The sequence below is a fragment of the Pseudomonas sp. NPDC087358 genome (genome assembly GCF_044900785.1).
Lineage (GTDB): Bacteria > Pseudomonadota > Gammaproteobacteria > Pseudomonadales > Pseudomonadaceae > Aquipseudomonas.
This window is the reverse complement of sequence record NZ_JBJDOA010000019.1, coordinates 78,923-97,386: the sequence shown is the minus strand read 5'-3', so window position 1 is coordinate 97,386 and position 18,464 is coordinate 78,923. Positions and strand designations below refer to the sequence as shown.

The window sequence follows — 18,464 nt, the reverse complement described above, 5'->3', positions numbered from 1 at the left end:
ATGCGGATGCGTAAGTCGATGGTAGGCGGCCGCGACCGAGGTCGACAAGGCGGATACCCGCCAATGGACGGGATAATTTGGCGGCAATGGGCGGAAATCCGCCACCGGCACCGTGCTTTTTTGACTAGTGTTAACCGAGTGGCCCATGCCGCTCGGGGCTTTCAGGGAATTTGCAGATAATGGCACGGTGCTTGCGATAGAGGGCACAGAGGTCTGCCGCGCGCAGCTCGACAAAAACAAAATCTCTCCGAGCAGGAGGGTTCGCACTTTAGGCGTCGTTGTATCAGGAATGATGCGGCCGATGCTCTTGAGGAAACTGCAATGACGACTCGTCAGCCATTCTACAAATCCCTGTACCTTCAGGTGATCGTCGCAATCATCATCGGTATTGCCCTCGGTCACTGGTATCCAGACACCGCCGTCTCGCTCAAGCCGCTGGGTGACGCGTTCATCAAACTGATCAAAATGGTCATTGCTCCGATCATCTTCTGCACCGTCGTCAGCGGTATCGCTGGCATGCAGAGCATGAAGTCGGTGGGCAAGACCGGTGGTTACGCGCTGCTCTACTTCGAAATCGTCTCGACCATTTCGCTGCTGATCGGCCTGGTCGTGGTCAACGTGGTTCAGCCAGGCGCCGGCATGCACATCGACCCGAGCACCCTGGACGCGTCGAAAATCGCTTCCTATGTGACCGCGAGTAAAGACCAGACTATCGTCAACTTCCTGCTCAACGTCATCCCGGGCACCATCGTCGGCGCGTTCGCCAACGGTGACATCCTGCAAGTGCTGATGTTCTCGGTGATCTTCGGTTTCGCCCTGCACCGCCTGGGTGCCTACGGCAAACCGGTCCTGGACTTCATCGATCGCTTCGCCCACGTGATGTTCAACATCATCAACATGATCATGAAGCTGGCGCCCCTGGGTGCTCTGGGCGCCATGGCGTTCACCATCGGTGCCTACGGCGTGAGCTCGCTGGTGCAGTTGGGCCAGCTGATGCTGTGCTTCTACATCACCTGCCTGTTGTTTGTGCTGGTGGTACTGGGCAGCATCGCTCGCGCCCACGGTTTCAGCGTGTTGAAGCTGATCAAGTACATCCGTGAAGAACTGCTGATCGTGCTGGGTACTTCCTCCTCCGAGTCGGCACTGCCACGCATGCTGATCAAGATGGAGCGTCTGGGCGCGAAAAAATCCGTCGTGGGTCTGGTGATCCCGACCGGTTACTCGTTCAACCTGGACGGTACTTCGATCTACCTGACCATGGCCGCTGTGTTCATCGCTCAGGCGACCGACACGCACATGGACATCACCCATCAGATCACCCTGCTGGCCGTGCTGCTGCTGTCCTCCAAAGGCGCTGCGGGCGTGACCGGTTCGGGCTTCATCGTGCTGGCGGCCACGCTGTCGGCCGTCGGTCACCTGCCGGTAGCCGGTCTGGCGCTGATCCTGGGTATCGACCGCTTCATGTCCGAAGCCCGCGCACTGACCAACCTGGTCGGTAACGCTGTCGCGACGCTGGTCGTGGCCAAGTGGGTCAAGGAACTGGACGTGCCGCAAATGCAGGCCGAGCTGGCTTCCGGCGGTCGTGCCATCGACGAAAACCGTCCGCATGACGACCTGGGCGTGGCCGAAGGCCCGGCTACTGTGGGTCGTTCGTAATACGCGTCAGTTTCGCCGTGTTGAAAAGCCCGTCTTCGGACGGGCTTTTTCATGCGCGCTCGGTTATTGCCGCAACATCCGGGTTGACCCTGAATTTCTTGGGCCAGAAGCGAATCCCGGCTATACCGTAATCCTGTAGCAGACGTCGCGGGTTACGCCGGCAGCGAAAGCGGTCTGTCGTATAAACATCAGGAAACTGACCCGCCGCATTCGCCAGCAAGCCGGCTCCCACGGCCTCTGGCCAGAATCAAAAGCAGGCGGCGCAACAGGGGTCGATTGCTTCTGCGCGCAGGCCCTCAGATGTCCACCCGCTTCTGCCCGGAGGCCCGCAGATGTTCACCCGCTTCTGCCCGGAGGACGTGGGAGTTGGCTTGCCGACGATATGGCGCGAAGCGCCAGCAAAGCCTGTTCACGCGATGCACCTGACCCGCCGCGCCGTCTCACCCTACTGCCAGTGCCCGGCAGATCGCTGGCAAGCCAAGCTCCCACGGCCTGCGGCCAGAATCAAAAGCAGGCGGCGCAATAGTCCAAGGCTGCTTGAGGAGCTTGTTTGAAACCATAGAATCTCCCATGCCCTCCGGGAGGAAGCGACAGTGGTCAAGTTCGATGACAGGTTGTGTCATTGCCCATTGGACGGCTCGCACCTACCCTGACCTGCATCCATCGGTCATCAGGGAAGCCCCACATGCAAGGTCCGCTGTCTTCGCTCAAAGTCCTGGATTTCTCGACGCTGCTGCCCGGGCCCTTTGCCTCTTTGCTGCTGGCGGACATGGGCGCCGAGGTGTTGCGCATCGAATCCCCGACCCGTCTGGACCTGCTGCGGGTGTTGCCGCCCCATGACCATGGCGTTTCGGCCGCTCATGCCTACCTCAACCGCAACAAGCGCAGTCTGGCGCTGGACCTCAAACAACCTCAGGCGCTGGAGGTGGTGAAACGGCTGGTGGCCGACTACGACATCGTCCTGGAGCAGTTTCGCCCGGGGGTGATGGATCGGCTGGGGATCGGCTATGACGTCCTCAAGGCGATCAACCCGCGGCTGATTTACGTGGCGATCACCGGCTACGGCCAGACCGGCCCTTATCGAGAGCGCGCCGGGCATGACATCAACTACCTGGCGCTGGCAGGGCTGGCCAGTCACACCGGACGCAAGGACAGCGGCCCGCTGCCGCTGGGCATGCAGGTGGCCGATGTCGCCGGGGGCTCGCTGCACGGAGTGATTGGGCTGCTGGCAGCGGTGGTGGCGCGGCAGCAGACAGGGCTGGGGCAGTTGGTCGATGTGAGCATGACCGATTGCGCGTTCAGCCTGAACGCCCTGGCGGGCGCTGGAGCGCTGGCATCAGGAGTCGAGCCAGGCCCTGAGGAGCACACGCTCAACGGCGGCAGCTTTTATGATTACTACCGCAGCCGCGATGGCCGATGGTTTTCGGTGGGGAGCCTGGAGCCGGTATTCATGCAGGCGCTGTGCGAGGCGTTGGGCCGGCCGGACCTCGCCACCCTTGGCGCGTCACTGCAACACCCAGCGCAGATGGCACTCAAGCGCGAGCTGCAGATTGAATTCCAAAGGCGCAGCTTCGATGAGCTGGATGCTCTTTTCGCCGCTACGGATGCCTGTGTCGAGCCGGTCTTGAGCTTCACCCAGGCCGTGCAACACCCTCAGCTGCAAGCGCGGCAGGTCGTGACACAGGTGCCAAGGGGCGACGGCAGCCTGCAACCGCAGATGGCTTGCCCGTTGAAGTTCTCCGATGGCCTGCCAGAGCCACGGCACATGGGTGTGGCGGTGGGGGCGCACAGCGAGCAGGTGTTGAACGAAGCGGGGTTCGATTCGCAGCAGATCGAGTCGATGCGCAACGCCGGGGTCTTCATCTGACTCGGTGACAGAACCCGCTCAGGTAGCCGCACGGCCCGGCGGCGTCGCGTTTGCCGGCGGCGTCACCCCTCGGGCCGCCACCGCCGGCCAGCCGTGATGCGACAGGCGTGCCTATTCCACCCGCGTCTCGCCACTGAACACCAGAATCTCCCGACAGCTGCGGCACACGTAGCGTCGCCCCTTGCGCACCAGCTTGTGTCGCTGCCCGGAAAACGGAAAGTCGCTCTGTGGACACGGGCAGCGATAGATATAGCGGGTCACGCTGCGGCGTTGAATTTCATAGGTATGGCAACGGTTGGGCGGCAGTTCGTAGACGCCGCGCATGATCAGCTGCCATTCCTCGCCATGGGGCGCAATGGTGTCGCCGAACAACTGGTGGGCGACCAGATGCGCCACTTCGTGGGCCACGGTCTGGCGCAGGAAATCCTCGCTGTTGTCCCGGTACAGTTGCGGGTTGAAGCGCAGCAGATTCTCGTGCAGATGCGCCACACCGGCTTTCTGGCCGCGCAGCTTGAGGCTGACGACCGGGCGTTTGAAAGGGCGTTTGAAAAAGTCTTCGGCGAGTTGGTAACAGGATTCGACGCGGGTATTGAGTGGCTCGAGCATGCTTCATCGGTCTCCAGAGGAGGCGAGTATGCCGCAAAGGTCATGCTTGTCGAAAACCCAAGGCGCCGAATGGTCGTCCGCAGACGGCGGGTTCTTGTAGGAGTGAGCTCGCTCGCGATAGCGATGCATCGGTCAATATCTGCATGGCAGACGGATCGCTGTCGCGAGCAAGCTCACTCCTACACGATCTATGGCCGTGCGGCTTACGCGACCGGGGCCAGGCATCTAGTTGGTGTACTCAGGCCCCACCCCGACACCCCACAGCACCACGGTGAAGGCCATGATCGCCACCAACACCACCAGGCCTACGGCCAGTACCGAGCTTGAGAACATGAAGCCTTCGTCCGGATCGATGTTCATGAACACCGGCAGCCCCACATACAGCAGATAGACCGTATAGCAGACGGCCGCCAGCCCCACCATCATGCCCAGCCACATGTGCGGGTACAGCGCCGACAGCCCGCCGATGAACAACGGCGTGGCGGTGTAGGTGGCAAACGCCACGCAGCGCGCCAGACTCGGGCTGGCGTCGTAGGTGCGAGCCATCCAGTGAATGAAGCCGCCCATGACCGCCACCCCGGCCAGCATCGCAATGTACGACATGATGGTCATCCACACCGCGCTCTGGCTGGTCAACATCACCGGCGCACGGCTGCCGATGACCCAGCCGACCTGCGTCGTGCCGATGTACGCTGACACGGCCGGAATCGCTGCCAGGATCAAGGTGTGAGTGAGGTACATGTGGCTGATGCTTTCTTCCTTCTCGCCACGTATCTGTTGCCATTCCTGATCGGGGTGGGTGAACAGCCCCAAAACGTGATGGATCATGCCCGTTACTCCTGATGATGTACGCCGTCGCGCCTGACCGGCCACATGCCGCCAGGGCGAGGCCACAATCTCAAAGGGGGAACGGCTGCGACCTCATTGCCAGTATAGAAAGCTCAAGCCCCCGAAAACCGTGGGCTTTAGAGCGATTGGGGCGTTCAAGCCAGCTGCTAATAGCCGATGGTGATCAGCAAGCGGTTGTGGATTACCCGGCCTCGCGTTTATGCGTAAAATACCGGGCTTTTCCAGAGTCAGAGCGAGCGGATATCAGCGCCATGGGCACCCTTTCAGTCAATCAGAACAAACTGCAGAAACGTCTGCGCAGGCTTGCGGGCGAGGCGGTGGCCGATTTCAACATGATTGAGGACGGGGACAAGGTGATGGTCTGCCTGTCCGGGGGCAAGGACAGTTACACCATGCTTGATGTGCTGATGCACCTGCAGAAGGTGGCGCCGATCAAATTCCAGATCGTCGCGGTGAACATGGACCAGAAGCAACCGGGCTTTCCCGAGCACGTGTTGCCGGCGTATCTGCAAGCGCAGGGCGTGGAATACCACATCGTCGAGAAAGACACCTACTCGGTGGTCAAGGAGTTGATTCCGCAAGGCAAGACCACCTGCTCGCTGTGTTCACGCCTGCGCCGAGGCACGCTTTACACCTTCGCCGACGAAATCGGCGCGACCAAGATGGCCCTGGGTCACCACCGGGACGACATCGTCGAGACCTTTTTCCTGAATATGTTCTTCAACGGCACGATCAAGGCCATGCCGCCCAAGTTGCGCGCCGACGATGGTCGCAACGTGGTGATTCGCCCGCTGGCGTACTGCGCCGAGAAGGACATCCAGGCCTATTCGGACATGAAGCAATTCCCGATCATCCCGTGCAATCTCTGCGGCTCGCAGGAGAACCTGCAGCGCCAGGTGGTCAAGGACATGCTGCAGGAGTGGGACCGCAAGACTCCGGGCCGTTCCGACATGATCTTCCGCAGCCTGCAGAACGTGATCCCGTCGCAACTGGCCGACCGCAACCTGTTCGACTTCACCAACCTGCGCATCGATGAAGCCGCCGCGTCGCGGTTCGTGAATGTGCTGAATCTCTAAGGTCTACGCGGATCCCTGTAGCAGTGAGCTTGCTCGCGAGAGGGTCCTGTCGGATAAATAGTGGTATCTGACACACCGCAATCGCGAGCAAGCTCACTCTTACAGGGGATTGCACCGAGCTTACAACCCGACATCCGGCAGCACCGGCATGTTCGCCAGCGCAGTCTTCATCAGCCCTTCGACAAATTCCCGGTCACTGTCAGGCAGCGCCAGGCGCGGTGGGCGGGTGAGGGCGCTACCGCGTTCCATGATCGCTTCGCACAGCTTGATGCACTGCACCAGGTCCGCACGCGCATCCAAGTGCAGTAACGGCATGAACCACTCGTAAAGCGCCATCGCCTCGGCAAAACGACCGGCCCTGGCCAGGCGGAACAGGGTCTCGCCCTCTTTCGGGAAGGCGTTGGACATGCCCGACACCCATCCCACCGCACCGACCGCCACGCTTTCCACCAACACGTCATCGAGCCCTGCGAACAGCACAAAGCGCTCGCCGACTTCATTGCGCACGTCGATGAAGCGGTTGGTGTTACCCGAGGAGTCCTTGAAGCAGACGATGGTGTCGCAGTCGGCCAGGGATATGAGGATGTCCGGGGTGACGTCGTTCTTGTAGATAGGCGGGTTGTTGTAAACCATCATCGGCAAATCGGTCGCCGCAGCCACGCTGCGAAAATGCGCGGCGGTCTCGAAGGGCTTGGACGAATACACCAGCGCCGGCATCAGCATGATCCCGTCGGCACCGGCCCTCTGGACATCCCTGGCCACGGCGCTGGCGTTGGCACTGGTGAATTCGGCGATCCCGGAAATCACCGGCACGCGACCGGCCGAGGCATCCTTGGCGACCTCCACCAGACTGATTTTCTCGGCCACGCTCAGCGAGGTGTTTTCGCCCACGGTGCCGCAGATCACCAACCCCGACACGCCGTCGCGCACCAGGTTGGAAATGACCTTGTGCGTGGCTTCAAGGTTGACCGAGAAGTCTGCGTTGAATTGAGTGGTGACCGCGGGAAAAACGCCGCTCCAGGATACGGAATTGCTCATGAGTGACTCCTTTTAGAGTTAAGGGTATTTCGTATACGTTTTGGTTTGGGCGTGGAATGCCCGGTAAATCCTTGTAAAAATCTCCGGTGCCCCCTGTAGGAGTGAGCTTGCTCGCGATAGCAATCTGTCCGGAATGGATGTGTTGCCTGACACAGCGCAAATCGCGAGCAAGCTCACTCCTACAGGGTTTTGTGTTTCTCCCGACGACTCGGATGCGGCCGTTAAAGCTGCAACCCAGCCGGCCAGGTATCGGTCAATTTGTACCCCTCAGGCCATGGATCGCCGGGGTCGAGCATGTGTTGATGGGTGCCGGTGATCCAGGCGCGGCCCGACAGGCTTGGCACGATGGCCTTGCGTCCGGCGATTTGGGTCTCGCTCTGAATCTTGCAGTGAAATTCCGAGCCGATGATCGAGCGCCCGATGAAGCGGTCGCCCACCTTCAATGTGCCCTTGGCATGCAACACCGCCAGCCGCGCCGAACAGCCCGTGCCGCAAGGTGAGCGGTCGATCTTGCCAGGGCGGATGACCACGGCGTTGGCGGCATTGGCCACCCCACCGTCGAAGTTCAGCGGCGCTGCAATCTGGCAGAAGGAAATGTGGTTCCAGTCCTTGTTGGTCGGGTGACTGAAGCCCAGTTGCTCGTTCGCCGCCTTGGTGATCTTCAGTCCGGTTTCCACCAGATCCCTGGCCTCGTCGGCGGTCAGCGAGAAGCCCAGCTTTACCGAATCGACAATGGCGAAACTGTCGCCACCGTACGCGGTGTCGACCTGAATGGAGCCCAGCCCCGGCACCTCGATCCACACCTCCAGCTGATCGGCGAACGAGGGATGGTTATGCACCTCGACGCTCTGCACCTTGCCGTCGCGACACTGGGCGATGGCTTCGATCAGACCGCCGGGGGCTTCCAGTATCAGCCGGGTTTGCGGCTCGGTCATCGGCAGGATGCCGCTGTCGAGCAGCACCGTGGCCACGCACAGCGAGTTGGAACCGGACATGGGCGGCACGTCGGCCGGTTCCATGATGATCCAGCCCATCTGCGCCTTGGGGTTCTTCGCCGGCACCAGCAGGTTGACGTGACGGAACACCCCGCCGCGTGGCTCGTTGAGCATGAAGTTGCGCAGCACGTTGTCCTGCTCGATCCAGCGCGACTGCTCCCAGATGGTATCCCCCGGCGGCGGCGCGACACCGCCGACGATCACATCGCCGACTTCGCCTTCGGCGTGACAACTGACTACGTGAATCACTTTCGATGAGCGCATGACTCAAGGCCCTCCTGATGAATCCGGCGAATCTGATGGGATCTGTAGGAGCCGGCTTGCTGGCGAATAGGGTCTGTCATTCAATGTTGTGGTGACTGACCTTGGCGCATTCGCCAGCAAACCGGCTCCGACAGTGTTGATTTGCGTCTAATTGATCGAGCGCAGAAAATCCGCCGTCTCGGGCCGCTGCGGGTTACCGATGACCTGATCCGGGGTGCCGATCTCATGCACCAGGCCGTTACGGAAAAATGCCACCCGGTCCGACACATCACGGGCAAAACGAATCTCGTGGGTCACCAGAATCATGGTCATGCCGTCTTCGGCGAGCATGCGCATGGTGTCCAGCACCTCGCCCACCAGCTGTGGATCCAGCGCCGATGTCGCCTCGTCGAACAGCATGTAATCCGGCGACATGGCCAGCGCCCGGGCAATCGCCATGCGCTGTTGCTGCCCGCCGGACAGCTTGCCGGGGAACACCTTGAGCTTGTCGCCCAGGCCCACATGGGTCAGCTGCTTGACCGCCAGCGCCTCGGCTTCGGCCTTGCTTTTGCCGAGCACGGTGCGCGGGGCCAGCATCACGTTCTCCAGCACCGTCAGATGCGGGAAAGCGTTCCACTGCTGGAAAACGATGCCGATGCGCTGGCGCAGCTTGTTGATGTCGGTGCTCCTGGCGTGCACTTCGGTGCCATCGACCCGGATGCTGCCGCTCTTGATCGACTCCAGGCCGTTGATGCACATCAGCAGCGTCGACTTGCCCGAGCCCGAGCCACCGATGATCGACACCACTTCGCCTTTCTGCACCTGCAGGCTCACGCCCTTGATCACTTCAAGCTCGCCGAATGATTTGTGTACGTTGTCGATCTCAATCATTTTCCTGCCACCTTGTTTCCAGGCGGGCGCCCAGACGGGCGATCACCAAGCTCATGACGTAGTAAATGAGGCCTGCGATGCACAGCACCAGCAGCGGTTCCTGAATGCGCGTGACGATGGTCTGCGAGGCCCGCAGCAGTTCGACAATGCCGATCCACATCACCAGCGCGGTGTCCTTCATGACCGATAGCAGCAGATTGACCCAGCCCGGGAACGCGACCCGGGTGGCTATCGGCATGACGATCTGGCGCAGGTCCTGCCAGTAGCTCAGGCCCAGCGAGCGGCTGGCCCGGCGCAGGGTCAGCGGCACCGAGAGCACGCCGCTGCGCACGATCTCCGTGCAGTAGGCGGTGACGTACAGCCCAAGCACCACGCAGGCCACGACGAAGGCGCTGCAGTTCAGACCGGCGATGCTCTTCAGCGCGTTGAACAGCACGAACTGGATCAGCAACGGCACGCTGCGAAAGACATCCAGCACCCAGGCCAGGGGAATCGTGCTGCGCGGCAGCAGGGCCCGGCTCATACCGCAGACCACGCCGGCCAGTGTGCCGATAAGCATCGACACCACGGTCAGCAGAATGGTCACCCATGCGCCCTGCAGCATGAATTGCAGGTCATTCCAGCTGAAACTGCTATCGAACATGATCAGCTCCCGACTTCTTCAACCGTTGATGTTCAATAGCGGAACAGGCGCCAGGACAGCAGCCGCGCCAGGGCCACGATCAGTTTGGCGATCAGGTAATAGAGCACTGCCGCAATGGCGAAGAACTCAAAGGTGCGGAAGGTCTTGACGTTGTAGTCCTGGGTCACGCCGGTGAGGTCATTGTTAAGGCCCACGATCACACCCATGGAGGTCATCAGCACGGCCCAGACCATCTGGTTGGTCAGCGGATAAAAAACAATGCGCAGCAGCTGCGGAATGACGATCAGTCGATACGCCTGCGGCGCGCTCATGCCCAGCGAGCGCGCGGCGCGCAGTTGGGTATCGGGCACGGCCTTGAGGCCGCCTCGGAAGTTTTCCGCCAGGTAGCCGGCGTTGTTGATGGTGATCCCCGCCAGCAGTGCCGCCCACGAGCTGATGTGCAGCCCGAACGAACCCAGGCCGAAATACAGGATGTACACTTGGAACAACGAAGGCGTATTGCGCGCGATGGAAATCCAGGTCGCGGCGAAGCCTCGAAACAGGCGATTCTTGCCTTGGCGCATGAACACCAGAAACAGCGCGATGGTGACCCCGAGGATCATCGACAGGGCAGCGGTCTGAAAGGTGACCACTGCGCCGTCGAGCATGTCCGGCAAAGCCTTGAAAGCGGCGCGCCAATGAAAGTTGTAATCAAACATGGACGACCGCCTCCGCTCGCCCGGCGGCCTGCAGCCACAGCGGCAGACGCCCGCTGGCAAGGCCCGTGCAGGCGCTTTCAACGCATTCGGCCAGGCTTGCGAAGTGCACGCGGCGGCCCACCAGGCCGGGGGCGTAATGCGCGTATTTGCCCGAGTTGGTCATCAGATTGCGCGCGGCCGGAGGGATCACCGGCTCGCCGAGCATGCACCAGCAGGTGTCGGTGACGAACTGCACGCCGAAGTTTTCCAGGGTGGTGACGTGGCCTGCCTGCTGCGCGCGTTCAAGGGTGGCGCGACCGCAGGTGATGACGATGGCCACGCTGGCGAGTTTGCGCAGGCCATGACACAGGCGCGCCAGGGTGGCGCATTCACTCACCGAGAAATGCGGGTTGCCCAGGGTCACGGCGTCAACTTCGGGCGTTTGCGCGCTGTTCAGTTCGCGCCAGCTGTGCAGCAGATCCACCTGGGTGATGCTCAGACTCCTGGCTGGCGGATGTCCGCCAAGGGCCAGTTCCGCCGTGGCGGCTTCGGGGGTCACACCGGCGATATGGAACATCGGCGCGGCAGAGGTGGTGGCAAATGCGGCGCCGAAGGCTTTCAAGTCATCGAGGGTCGGCGCCTTGTGTTCCAGACCGCAGACCACCGGTATGTCGGCGCCGCAGAGCAGGCCCACGTGATAGCCCAGCAGCGGATAGAAGCTGTCGTCCAGTGCCCCCAGTTCGGCAACGTCAATGCGCAATGTGGCCAGGCGCTGCTGGGTCAGGTGACAGCCGATTTTCGGCGCGCGGCCGGTAAGGGCGATGCAGATATCCAGGTAATCGGGATATTTCAGCGTGCGAGCACCGATCACACTGTTGGCGTAGACCACCGCATTGGATTCGGCCCAGACGATCTGCTCGCCCAACTCCGGGGCACTGTCGAGCAGGTACGGCGCGCAGGTGAAACTGACCCGCGCGCCCATGTCCAGGTAAGCGTCGCCCAATTGGCTGGCCGGCTCGCCCAGCGCCGGGTCGACCCCCAGTTCGCGCCAGCGGCGTTTGTCCACCGAGATAGAGTTGAGCGTGGTCGGCACGCGGACCTTGGCGTCCCAGTCCACCAGTTGCCGGGCAAAGCGCAGGCTTGCCGGGCCGGTATAAATGCAGCCATCGATGTGTGCCTGGGTGATGTCCAGCAGCTCGGTCGCGCCTTGCAGTTCGGCCATGCGCAGGATAATGCCCATGGCCACTTGAGCGGCCTTGCCGTAGGCGCCGTCGAGAAACCCCTGGTCCATTTCGCTCAGGGAGATCTTGCTACTGACGTGGTTGGCAACGGGCACCGCGCGACGGGCGGGAAGAGCGGCGGGCGCGTAGTCGAAGGTGCTGATGCGAGCATCTTCGACCCGGGCGAATTTCACTTGGCGCAGGGCGGCGAAACCCGCTTCGCCGAGGCTGATGACCGGGATCGATTGACCGAACATTTGCTCGGCGATCATCACCCCAAGGGTAAGAATGTCTTCGACCCGTTCGAACACCAACGCGGCGGGCGCATGGCCGTTGAGGATCAGTTCCAGCAATACGCTGCTGCCGGTGCACGAACCGCGTCCGCTGGGAATTGCCAGCACCCGTCCGCTGATGATCTGGCCGCTGAGCGGATGATGACGGTCGATCACTTCGCCGCTAAACGGCTCCACCCCGCCCCAGAAACTCAAGGGCACATCGGCGTACAACAACTCGCCCTGGGCACTGCCTGCAACCAGACACCGCCCGTTCAACGAAACTTCAGACATCGTGGGCTCCTGAAGATGAGGGCCTGGTAATGGCATTGGAAATCGGCCCAACACCGAATACCGCCCACTGTAGGAGTGAGCTTGCTCGCGATCGATTTTCCTGGCGACATTGACGTGTCGAATGTAAAAAACTCATCGCGAGCAAACTCACTCCTACAGGTTCTGTGTCTGGCGCGAATGCCATGTTTGCCGCCACCCGCTGTAGCCGTCCGGCTTGCCGGTGGTGGCGAGCTCAAGATCGTTGCCGCCGGCAAGCGTGCTGCCACAAGCGGACAGCGATGTCAGTAATAAACCCCCGGCACGGTCAGGTTGGCGGGTTTGATCTCGTCGCCTACCCATTTTTTCCACAGCTCGTCATAGCGACCGGTGCGCACCTGTTGGTTGACGAACAGGTTCAGGTAATGGATCAGGCCATACTCGTTTCGTTTGGCCGCCAGGGACACGTAATCGATGACGTAAGGCGCGTTGCCGGCGACTTTCAGGCCCTTGTATTTGCCGGATTTGAGCGTTGCGGCGGCCACGGTGTTGGTGACTACCGTCGCGTCGATATGCCCTTGGGCGACGGCCAGGATGGTGTCGTTCTGGGTCTGGTAGGCGCGGAAGGTGCCGCTGGCCCAGGCCTTCTGGTCTTTCTCCAGGGCAATGGCTTCATAGGTGCCGCTGGTGTTGCCGACATTCTTGCCCTTGAGGTCTTCGTATTTGCTGATGCCGGTGTTGTCGCGGGTCAGCACCACCATCTGGAAGGCGAAATAGGGAATCGTCATGGCCACGGTCTTGGCCCGTTCCAGGGTGTCGGAGGTAGAAGCGACAATCACGTCGGCACGCCCGGACACCAGCGCCGGAATACGATCCGGGAACGGCGTCTCGACCACTTCGGCGGTCACTCCCAGCACTTTCGCCAGGTCGTTGCAGTAATCGACGTCAAATCCGACCGGGTTGTTCTTGTCGTCACGCGAGCCCATGGGCGGGAAGTCCAGGGTCACGGCGCAGCGCAGCTTGCCGGAGTCGATGATGTCATCGAGCTTGTCGGCCAGCGCCACATTGATGACAGAGGAGCTCATTACGGCGAGGAGGGCTACGGCAACAGCGTGCTTTTTCATAGAAGCCTCGGAAGGTGCAAGTCATGGAACGGCCGGATAAGTAATTTCGTATACGATATTTGCTATGCACGCTGCGTGCCCGTTTTGCCACTATCGCTGCAGGGCCTTGGATCGGCGGGTTGTAGAGTTTTTCGCGTTTTGTGCGGGACGTGTGGTGTTACATAAAGGAGCAGAAACGCGAGTGGTGCTTCATAGATGCACGTAATGATTCTGCTCGGAAGGACCCAGCAAGCCTGCTCCCACGGGGAATGGCAACTGATCCTACCCCTGCGACTCGCGGAACTCACTTGGCGAAACCCCGGTTAGTGCGCGGAACTGTCGGCTGAAGGCGCTGTGGTCGGTGTATCCGCAGCGCAGGGCGATTTCGGTGATCGACAGATCCTCTCGCAGCAACCGCGATGCTTCACCCAGGCGTGCCTTGTGGATCATCTGCCTTGGCGTGAGCTGGAAGATGCGCTTGCAGTGTCGTTCCAGTTGGGCAATCGACAATCCGGCGATGGCCGTCAGCTCGCCCAGCGGGATGGGGCGTGCGAAGTGTTCGCGGATGTGGGCATCGACTTCGACCAGCTTCTGATACGCCGGATGCGCTTGCAGCACGTGCAGGTCTCGGGAAATGCCGGCAAGGCCGATGATCGCGCCTTGGCAGTCACGCAGGGCGATTTTGTGGGTCAGGCACCAGATCGGCTGGTTGCCGTAATAAAGGTGCAACTCCAGCTGATCACTGAGCCGTCCGCCGTCGGCCAGCACCCGCCGGTCCTGAGCGGTGTACAACGGCCCGAAGCGCGCCGGAAACACGTCCTCGGCCGTGTGCCCGACCAGCTGGCTTTTGTCCTTGCAGCCGCAGCGCTGCACCAGCGTCTGATTGACCAGCGCATAGCGTGCCTGGGCGTCCTTGACGAAAAACACCACGCCCGGAATCGCATCGAACAGCGGCGCGACCATTTCCAGGCTGGTCAGCAGCTGGTCAAGGTCGTGCAGGGGCGAGGCGGGTATCAGGTCAATCATGTTCACGGAGGCGATGACCGGAGGCAAGGACGGGGTCGATGATGGGGCATCCAACCTTGGCTCGCAATGCCGCAACCCAGGGGCCGATCCCGCCGCGATACCCTGTCGCAGTCCGGCTTGCCGGCGGCAGCGATGGCACTGGCGCCACCGCCGGCGAGCCGGACTGCGACAGGTATCGCTGCATCGGCAAACCGTTACAGGTTGTCTGCTGCTTCATCCAGACACGCGAGGGTCGCGATCCGCGCCGGGCTGAACGGCGGGCGTAGCCGCGGTGGTTCCCAGCCGAACAGGGTCTGTGCGGCCGTGGCGCAGATGCGTCCCTGGCAGGCGCCCATGCCGCAGCGCGTGGCCAGTTTGGCGGCGGTCCAGTTGTCGTGTTCGGCCAGTGCTGCGTAGGACACGTCTTCACAACGACAGACCAGTGTGCTCGGTTCGGCGAAGTGCTTGAGCGCAGGGTTCAAGGCAAACGCCTGGTTCAAGTGGTCGGCGAAGCGCTGCCAGCGTTGACGCGCAGGCCACAGCGCATGGGCCTGATCCTGTTGGCCGATAGCCACAAGCCCGGCGATCCTGCCTTCGAGCAGTGCCAGTTCGCTGCCGCCAAAGCCGGTGCATTCACCGGCTGCGTAATGGTCGGCCAAGGTGCTGGCTTGCCATTGATCGACGACTATCGCTTGATTGCCAATCCCACAGCCCAAGGCGCGTGCGATCTCGATGTTGGGCACCAGACTGAAACCGCAGGCCAACCGGTCACAGGCAATCTCCTCGACGCGCCGACCGACCTGCACTCGAACCGCTTCGAGGCGATCGGAACCCAGCGCGGCGAGCACCTGCGCCGAGGTGCGGTAGACCGGGCTGGCGAGGGTGAACGCCTGAGCCGCCTTGCCCGGCCAGCGCCACAAGCGCGCAGCAAAACCGGCGACCGCAGCCAGCGCCGCCTGCTCGGCGATGCGCACAACATCGGCTCCGGCTTTACTGGCGGTGGATGCCGAGGCGAGCAACAGCGGGCCGCTTCCGGCGATCACCATCCGTTCGCCCGCCACCGGCAAGCCGCCCTTGATCAGCGCCTGCAAGCCGCCCGCGCCGGTGACGCCGGGCAGCGTCCAGCCGGGGAAAGGCAGCAGCAACTCGCGCGCGCCGGTGCACACAATCAGTTTGTCGTAGCCCAGCACCCAGCCACGTTGCGGGTCTTCGAGCAGCAGTCGTTTCGGACCCGCCAGCGCCACCACTTTGCAGCTGCTGTACAGCTCGATATGGCGGTGGCGTTGCAACTGCGCGCGCATGTCACTGGCCAGCGTCGGCAACCGAGCCTGCGGGCCGTCACGCCAGATCTGCCCGCCGGGCAACGGGTTGTCGTCGACAATGGCGATGCGCATGCCACTGGGCGCCGCCGCCAGGGCTGCGGCCATGCCGGCAGGTCCGGCGCCGAGGATCAGCAGATCGACCTGACCGCTCATGGACGCGTCTCCACCCGCATGCCGTCACGGCAGATCGTCTGGCACGCCAGGCGCCGCAGGCCATCGATGTTCACCCGGCATTCCTGGCAGATGCCCATGCCGCACAGTGGCGCTCGACGCTGGCCGCTGACCGAGGTGCGGCTGCAACGATCGCCGCAGGACATCAACGCCGCGGCAACGGTGGTGCCCTGGGCGAAGCGAAATGGCTGACCGTCAATGCTCAATTCAGGCATGGGTGTGAGCTCCGAGAAAACGTTGCGGCAGATAGGCATCCAGGTGCGCATGCAGTGCCGGCGGTGGCGCATGGCGCAGCAGTTGCGCGGCCAGCAGTTTGGCGGTGCCGGGCGCGGTGGTCACGCCCAGCCCCTCGTGTCCCACGGCCAGCCAGAGGCCGGGTTGGTCAGGATGCTCGCCAATCAGCGGCTGGCCATCGGGACTCGCTGCGCGAAACCCGGTCCAGCTGCGAATCCCGTTCAGCTGTCCCAGCTCGGGGATGAAGTCCATCGCCCTGCGCAACATGCGGCCGAGCATGGCGGCATCGATGGCCGGGTCATGATTATCAAACTGGCGCGAGGAGCCGATAAACAGTTGCCCGGTAGGGCGTTGTTGCAGATTGAACGCCACAGAGGGGCCGTTGCCTTTGTGGGCACTGGTCACATAGCCCAGTTCGACCAGCGTATGCGTGATCTGCATTGGATAGCGATCGGTGATCAGCAAATGGCCTTTCTTGGCTTGCAGTGGCAACTGCGGGCATAACTCGCGCGCGTAGATTCCGTTGGCCAGCACCACCGCTGTGGCCTGCAACCACTGACCGTCCGCCAGGCGCAGGCGATTGCCCGCCACCTCGACCACTTGCGCCTGCTGCTGACGCACCCGCCCGGGCTGGCGTTCAAGCAGCCAGCGCGCCGCATTGGGCGCGTAGAGAATGCCGTCACCTGTGACTTTCAAGGCACCGAACAGATCGCGGCGTAAGGCCGGTTCAGTCTCGGCCAACGCTGCGCTGGACATCAGCTCGCAGTCCAGGCCGAAGTCACTCAGGGCGGCATGCTTGCGCTCGGCTTCGGCCATTTCTTCTTCGTTGCAGGCCAGCCAAAGCGTGCCGTTGTTGCGCATGGCGCAGTGCTCGGGCATTTGCGGCGCCAGCTCGCGCCACAGGCGTACCGAGTAATCACCCAGCGCCAGTTCGGCCGGGCTGTGGTCCAGCACCACCAGATGGCCCATGCCCGCAGCGGTGGCGGCCGGGCGCTGGCAGTCGAGCACCAAGACCTGCAGACCATGGCTGGCCAGCTCATCGGCGCAGGCGGCACCGACGATCCCGCCGCCGATGATGATCACATCGGCCGCGTTGCCTTGAATCACGGGCGAATGCCCCAGGCGAACGGATCTTCGTCGTCCAGTAGCAGGGTGGTTTCGGCGCTGATGTAGGCGCGACCGCGAATGGTCGGCACGATGCGGTCACCCATCTGACGTTCGCCGTGCTGCCATTGAAAACTGCCTTCGAACTGACTGCCGATCACACTGGCCTGCCGCCACACAGTGCCCGGTTGCAGTTTGCCGTCGGCCGCCAGACACGCCAGCTTGGCGCTGGTGCCGGTGCCACAGGGCGAACGGTCGTAGGCTTTGCCCGGACACAGTACGAAATTGCGGCTGTCGGCCTGATCATCGTCAGCGAACAATTCGATGTGATCGATCACCCCGCCGTCTTCACCGCGTATCCCTTGGCTCTCCAGCGCCTGGCGCACCTTCCAGGTGTAGTCGGTGAGGGCATCGAGGTTGTCGGCACTGACACTCAGGCCGTGCCCGGCAATCAGAAAGAACCAGTTGCCGCCCCAGGCGATATCGCCGGTGACGCTGCCCAGCCCCGGCACATCGACGATGAAGTTCTTGCGGTAACGGTACGAGGGCACGTTATCGACGCTCACCGAGCGGTCTTCATGCAGGGTCGCCTGCACAGTGCCGACCGGCGTTTCGATGCGATGCACTCCCGGACCGATCTTGCCCAGATGCGCCAGCGACACCACCAGGCCGATGGTGCCGTGGCCGCACATGCCCAGATAGCCGGTGTTGTTGAAGAAGATCACCCCGGCACAGGCCTCAGGGTCTACGGGCGTGCAGAGCAGAGCGCCGACCAGTACGTCATTGCCGCGAGGTTCCAGCACGGTGGCTGCGCGCCAGTCATCGAATTCACTCGCCAGACGTTGGCGCCGCTGGGCCATGCTGCCCTGGCCTAGCTCGGGGAAACCGTCGAGCACCAGCCGCGTAGGCTCGCCGCCGGTGTGCGAATCGAGGATCTGGATGCGTTTCATTGTTTACCCCCTAGCGGTATGAAGATTGCCCTTGGTCTGGCGTTCACGCTATCGCCCAGACACTGGAACCCTGTAGGAGTGAGCTTGCTTGCGAAAGCCTTATGTCAGTCACTCCTTCAATGTCTGACCTGACGCATCGCGGGCAAGCTCACTCCTACAGGGTATGCGTGAGTCGTCGAATCAGCGGCGATGGACGAGCACTGGCATCAGAGTGGCGGGAATGAGGGGAGGGGTCTTGACCGATTTCGTGCCTGGAAATGACGAAATCGGCA

General features: G+C 62.2%; 17 protein-coding genes. 3 read left to right on the top strand and 14 right to left on the bottom strand.

The genetic code is table 11. The features are described 5' to 3' along the window. Window positions 1–321 precede the first annotated feature (321 nt). Window positions 322–1,656 carry a dicarboxylate/amino acid:cation symporter gene (locus ACI2KS_RS28295; RefSeq protein WP_404624329.1) on the top strand — a complete coding sequence of 445 codons (1,335 nt, stop codon included), beginning with the start codon at window positions 322–324 and terminating at the stop codon, window positions 1,654–1,656. A 685-nt stretch (window positions 1,657–2,341) separates the two neighbouring features. Then, on the top strand, window positions 2,342–3,523 hold the full coding sequence (locus tag ACI2KS_RS28290; RefSeq protein WP_404624328.1) for a CaiB/BaiF CoA transferase family protein: 1,182 nt from the start codon (window positions 2,342–2,344) through the stop codon (window positions 3,521–3,523). A gap of 111 nt (window positions 3,524–3,634) precedes the next feature. Here ACI2KS_RS28290 and ACI2KS_RS28285 read toward each other — a convergent pair whose 3' ends face one another. Both ACI2KS_RS28285 and ACI2KS_RS28280 read right to left on the bottom strand, forming a co-directional pair. Further along, window positions 3,635–4,129, bottom strand: a complete 495-nt coding sequence (locus ACI2KS_RS28285; RefSeq protein ID WP_404624327.1) for a SprT family zinc-dependent metalloprotease — start codon at window positions 4,127–4,129, stop codon at window positions 3,635–3,637. A 225-nt stretch (window positions 4,130–4,354) separates the two neighbouring features. After that, window positions 4,355–4,957 carry a Yip1 family protein gene (locus ACI2KS_RS28280; RefSeq protein ID WP_404624326.1) on the bottom strand — a complete coding sequence of 201 codons (603 nt, stop codon included), beginning with the start codon at window positions 4,955–4,957 and terminating at the stop codon, window positions 4,355–4,357. 272 nt (window positions 4,958–5,229) lie between these two features. Here ACI2KS_RS28280 and ttcA point away from each other — a divergent pair, with 272 nt between their 5' ends. Then, window positions 5,230–6,054, top strand: a complete 825-nt coding sequence (ttcA, locus tag ACI2KS_RS28275) for a tRNA 2-thiocytidine(32) synthetase TtcA (RefSeq protein WP_404624325.1) — start codon at window positions 5,230–5,232, stop codon at window positions 6,052–6,054. 120 nt (window positions 6,055–6,174) lie between these two features. Here the strand turns inward: ttcA and ACI2KS_RS28270 are convergent, their stop codons facing one another. The 12 genes from ACI2KS_RS28270 to ACI2KS_RS28215 form a co-directional block, all read right to left on the bottom strand. Then, complete coding sequence (locus ACI2KS_RS28270) at window positions 6,175–7,092, bottom strand: dihydrodipicolinate synthase family protein (protein ID WP_404624324.1); 918 nt, start codon at window positions 7,090–7,092, stop codon at window positions 6,175–6,177. A 221-nt stretch (window positions 7,093–7,313) separates the two neighbouring features. Continuing rightward, window positions 7,314–8,351, bottom strand: coding sequence for a proline racemase family protein (locus tag ACI2KS_RS28265; RefSeq protein ID WP_404624323.1), 1,038 nt, complete (start codon window positions 8,349–8,351; stop codon window positions 7,314–7,316). Between the two features lie 147 nt (window positions 8,352–8,498). Further along, on the bottom strand, window positions 8,499–9,221 hold the full coding sequence (locus ACI2KS_RS28260; protein WP_404624322.1) for an amino acid ABC transporter ATP-binding protein: 723 nt from the start codon (window positions 9,219–9,221) through the stop codon (window positions 8,499–8,501). Next, on the bottom strand, window positions 9,214–9,864 hold the full coding sequence (locus ACI2KS_RS28255) for an amino acid ABC transporter permease (protein WP_404624321.1): 651 nt from the start codon (window positions 9,862–9,864) through the stop codon (window positions 9,214–9,216). The genes ACI2KS_RS28260 and ACI2KS_RS28255 overlap by 8 nt, the downstream gene beginning before the upstream one ends. A gap of 32 nt (window positions 9,865–9,896) precedes the next feature. After that, on the bottom strand, window positions 9,897–10,562 hold the full coding sequence (locus tag ACI2KS_RS28250) for an amino acid ABC transporter permease (RefSeq protein WP_404624320.1): 666 nt from the start codon (window positions 10,560–10,562) through the stop codon (window positions 9,897–9,899). Beyond that, the gene (locus ACI2KS_RS28245) at window positions 10,555–12,327 is read right to left on the bottom strand and encodes an aconitase X (RefSeq protein ID WP_404624319.1); all 1,773 of its coding nucleotides are present in this window, start codon (window positions 12,325–12,327) and stop codon (window positions 10,555–10,557) included. The genes ACI2KS_RS28250 and ACI2KS_RS28245 overlap by 8 nt, the downstream gene beginning before the upstream one ends. A gap of 281 nt (window positions 12,328–12,608) precedes the next feature. Beyond that, window positions 12,609–13,427: a transporter substrate-binding domain-containing protein gene (locus ACI2KS_RS28240; RefSeq protein ID WP_404624318.1), complete on the bottom strand. Its 819-nt coding sequence runs from the start codon at window positions 13,425–13,427 to the stop codon at window positions 12,609–12,611. Between the two features lie 261 nt (window positions 13,428–13,688). Next, entirely contained in the window at window positions 13,689–14,432 is a 744-nt protein-coding gene (locus tag ACI2KS_RS28235; RefSeq protein ID WP_404624347.1) for a helix-turn-helix domain-containing protein, read from the bottom strand. A 194-nt stretch (window positions 14,433–14,626) separates the two neighbouring features. Next, a complete protein-coding gene (locus ACI2KS_RS28230; protein WP_404624317.1) occupies window positions 14,627–15,886 on the bottom strand; it encodes an FAD-dependent oxidoreductase in 1,260 nt (419 codons plus the stop codon). Then, on the bottom strand, window positions 15,883–16,119 hold the full coding sequence (locus ACI2KS_RS28225; RefSeq protein ID WP_404624316.1) for a (2Fe-2S)-binding protein: 237 nt from the start codon (window positions 16,117–16,119) through the stop codon (window positions 15,883–15,885). The genes ACI2KS_RS28230 and ACI2KS_RS28225 overlap by 4 nt, the downstream gene beginning before the upstream one ends. Beyond that, on the bottom strand, window positions 16,112–17,245 hold the full coding sequence (locus tag ACI2KS_RS28220) for an NAD(P)/FAD-dependent oxidoreductase (protein ID WP_404624315.1): 1,134 nt from the start codon (window positions 17,243–17,245) through the stop codon (window positions 16,112–16,114). Before ACI2KS_RS28220 ends, ACI2KS_RS28225 begins: the two co-directional genes overlap by 8 nt. Continuing rightward, on the bottom strand, window positions 17,242–18,192 hold the full coding sequence (locus ACI2KS_RS28215) for a 4-hydroxyproline epimerase (RefSeq protein WP_404624314.1): 951 nt from the start codon (window positions 18,190–18,192) through the stop codon (window positions 17,242–17,244). The genes ACI2KS_RS28220 and ACI2KS_RS28215 overlap by 4 nt, the downstream gene beginning before the upstream one ends. Window positions 18,193–18,464 lie beyond the last annotated feature (272 nt).

Excerpts from the sequence above, each read along its gene's own strand:
- ACI2KS_RS28295 (WP_404624329.1), top strand. The coding sequence starts at position 322 with ATGACGACTCGTCAGCCATTCTACAAATCCCTGTACCTTCAGGTGATC.
- ACI2KS_RS28290 (WP_404624328.1), top strand. The coding sequence starts at position 2,342 with ATGCAAGGTCCGCTGTCTTCGCTCAAAGTCCTGGATTTCTCGACGCTG.
- ACI2KS_RS28285 (WP_404624327.1), bottom strand. The coding sequence starts at position 4,129 with ATGCTCGAGCCACTCAATACCCGCGTCGAATCCTGTTACCAACTCGCC.
- ACI2KS_RS28280 (WP_404624326.1), bottom strand. The coding sequence starts at position 4,957 with ATGATCCATCACGTTTTGGGGCTGTTCACCCACCCCGATCAGGAATGG.
- ttcA (WP_404624325.1), top strand. The coding sequence starts at position 5,230 with ATGGGCACCCTTTCAGTCAATCAGAACAAACTGCAGAAACGTCTGCGC.
- ACI2KS_RS28270 (WP_404624324.1), bottom strand. The coding sequence starts at position 7,092 with ATGAGCAATTCCGTATCCTGGAGCGGCGTTTTTCCCGCGGTCACCACT.
- ACI2KS_RS28265 (WP_404624323.1), bottom strand. The coding sequence starts at position 8,351 with ATGCGCTCATCGAAAGTGATTCACGTAGTCAGTTGTCACGCCGAAGGC.
- ACI2KS_RS28260 (WP_404624322.1), bottom strand. The coding sequence starts at position 9,221 with ATGATTGAGATCGACAACGTACACAAATCATTCGGCGAGCTTGAAGTG.
- ACI2KS_RS28255 (WP_404624321.1), bottom strand. The coding sequence starts at position 9,864 with ATGTTCGATAGCAGTTTCAGCTGGAATGACCTGCAATTCATGCTGCAG.
- ACI2KS_RS28250 (WP_404624320.1), bottom strand. The coding sequence starts at position 10,562 with ATGTTTGATTACAACTTTCATTGGCGCGCCGCTTTCAAGGCTTTGCCG.
- ACI2KS_RS28245 (WP_404624319.1), bottom strand. The coding sequence starts at position 12,327 with ATGTCTGAAGTTTCGTTGAACGGGCGGTGTCTGGTTGCAGGCAGTGCC.
- ACI2KS_RS28240 (WP_404624318.1), bottom strand. The coding sequence starts at position 13,427 with ATGAAAAAGCACGCTGTTGCCGTAGCCCTCCTCGCCGTAATGAGCTCC.
- ACI2KS_RS28235 (WP_404624347.1), bottom strand. The coding sequence starts at position 14,432 with ATGATTGACCTGATACCCGCCTCGCCCCTGCACGACCTTGACCAGCTG.
- ACI2KS_RS28230 (WP_404624317.1), bottom strand. The coding sequence starts at position 15,886 with ATGAGCGGTCAGGTCGATCTGCTGATCCTCGGCGCCGGACCTGCCGGC.
- ACI2KS_RS28225 (WP_404624316.1), bottom strand. The coding sequence starts at position 16,119 with ATGCCTGAATTGAGCATTGACGGTCAGCCATTTCGCTTCGCCCAGGGC.
- ACI2KS_RS28215 (WP_404624314.1), bottom strand. The coding sequence starts at position 18,192 with ATGAAACGCATCCAGATCCTCGATTCGCACACCGGCGGCGAGCCTACG.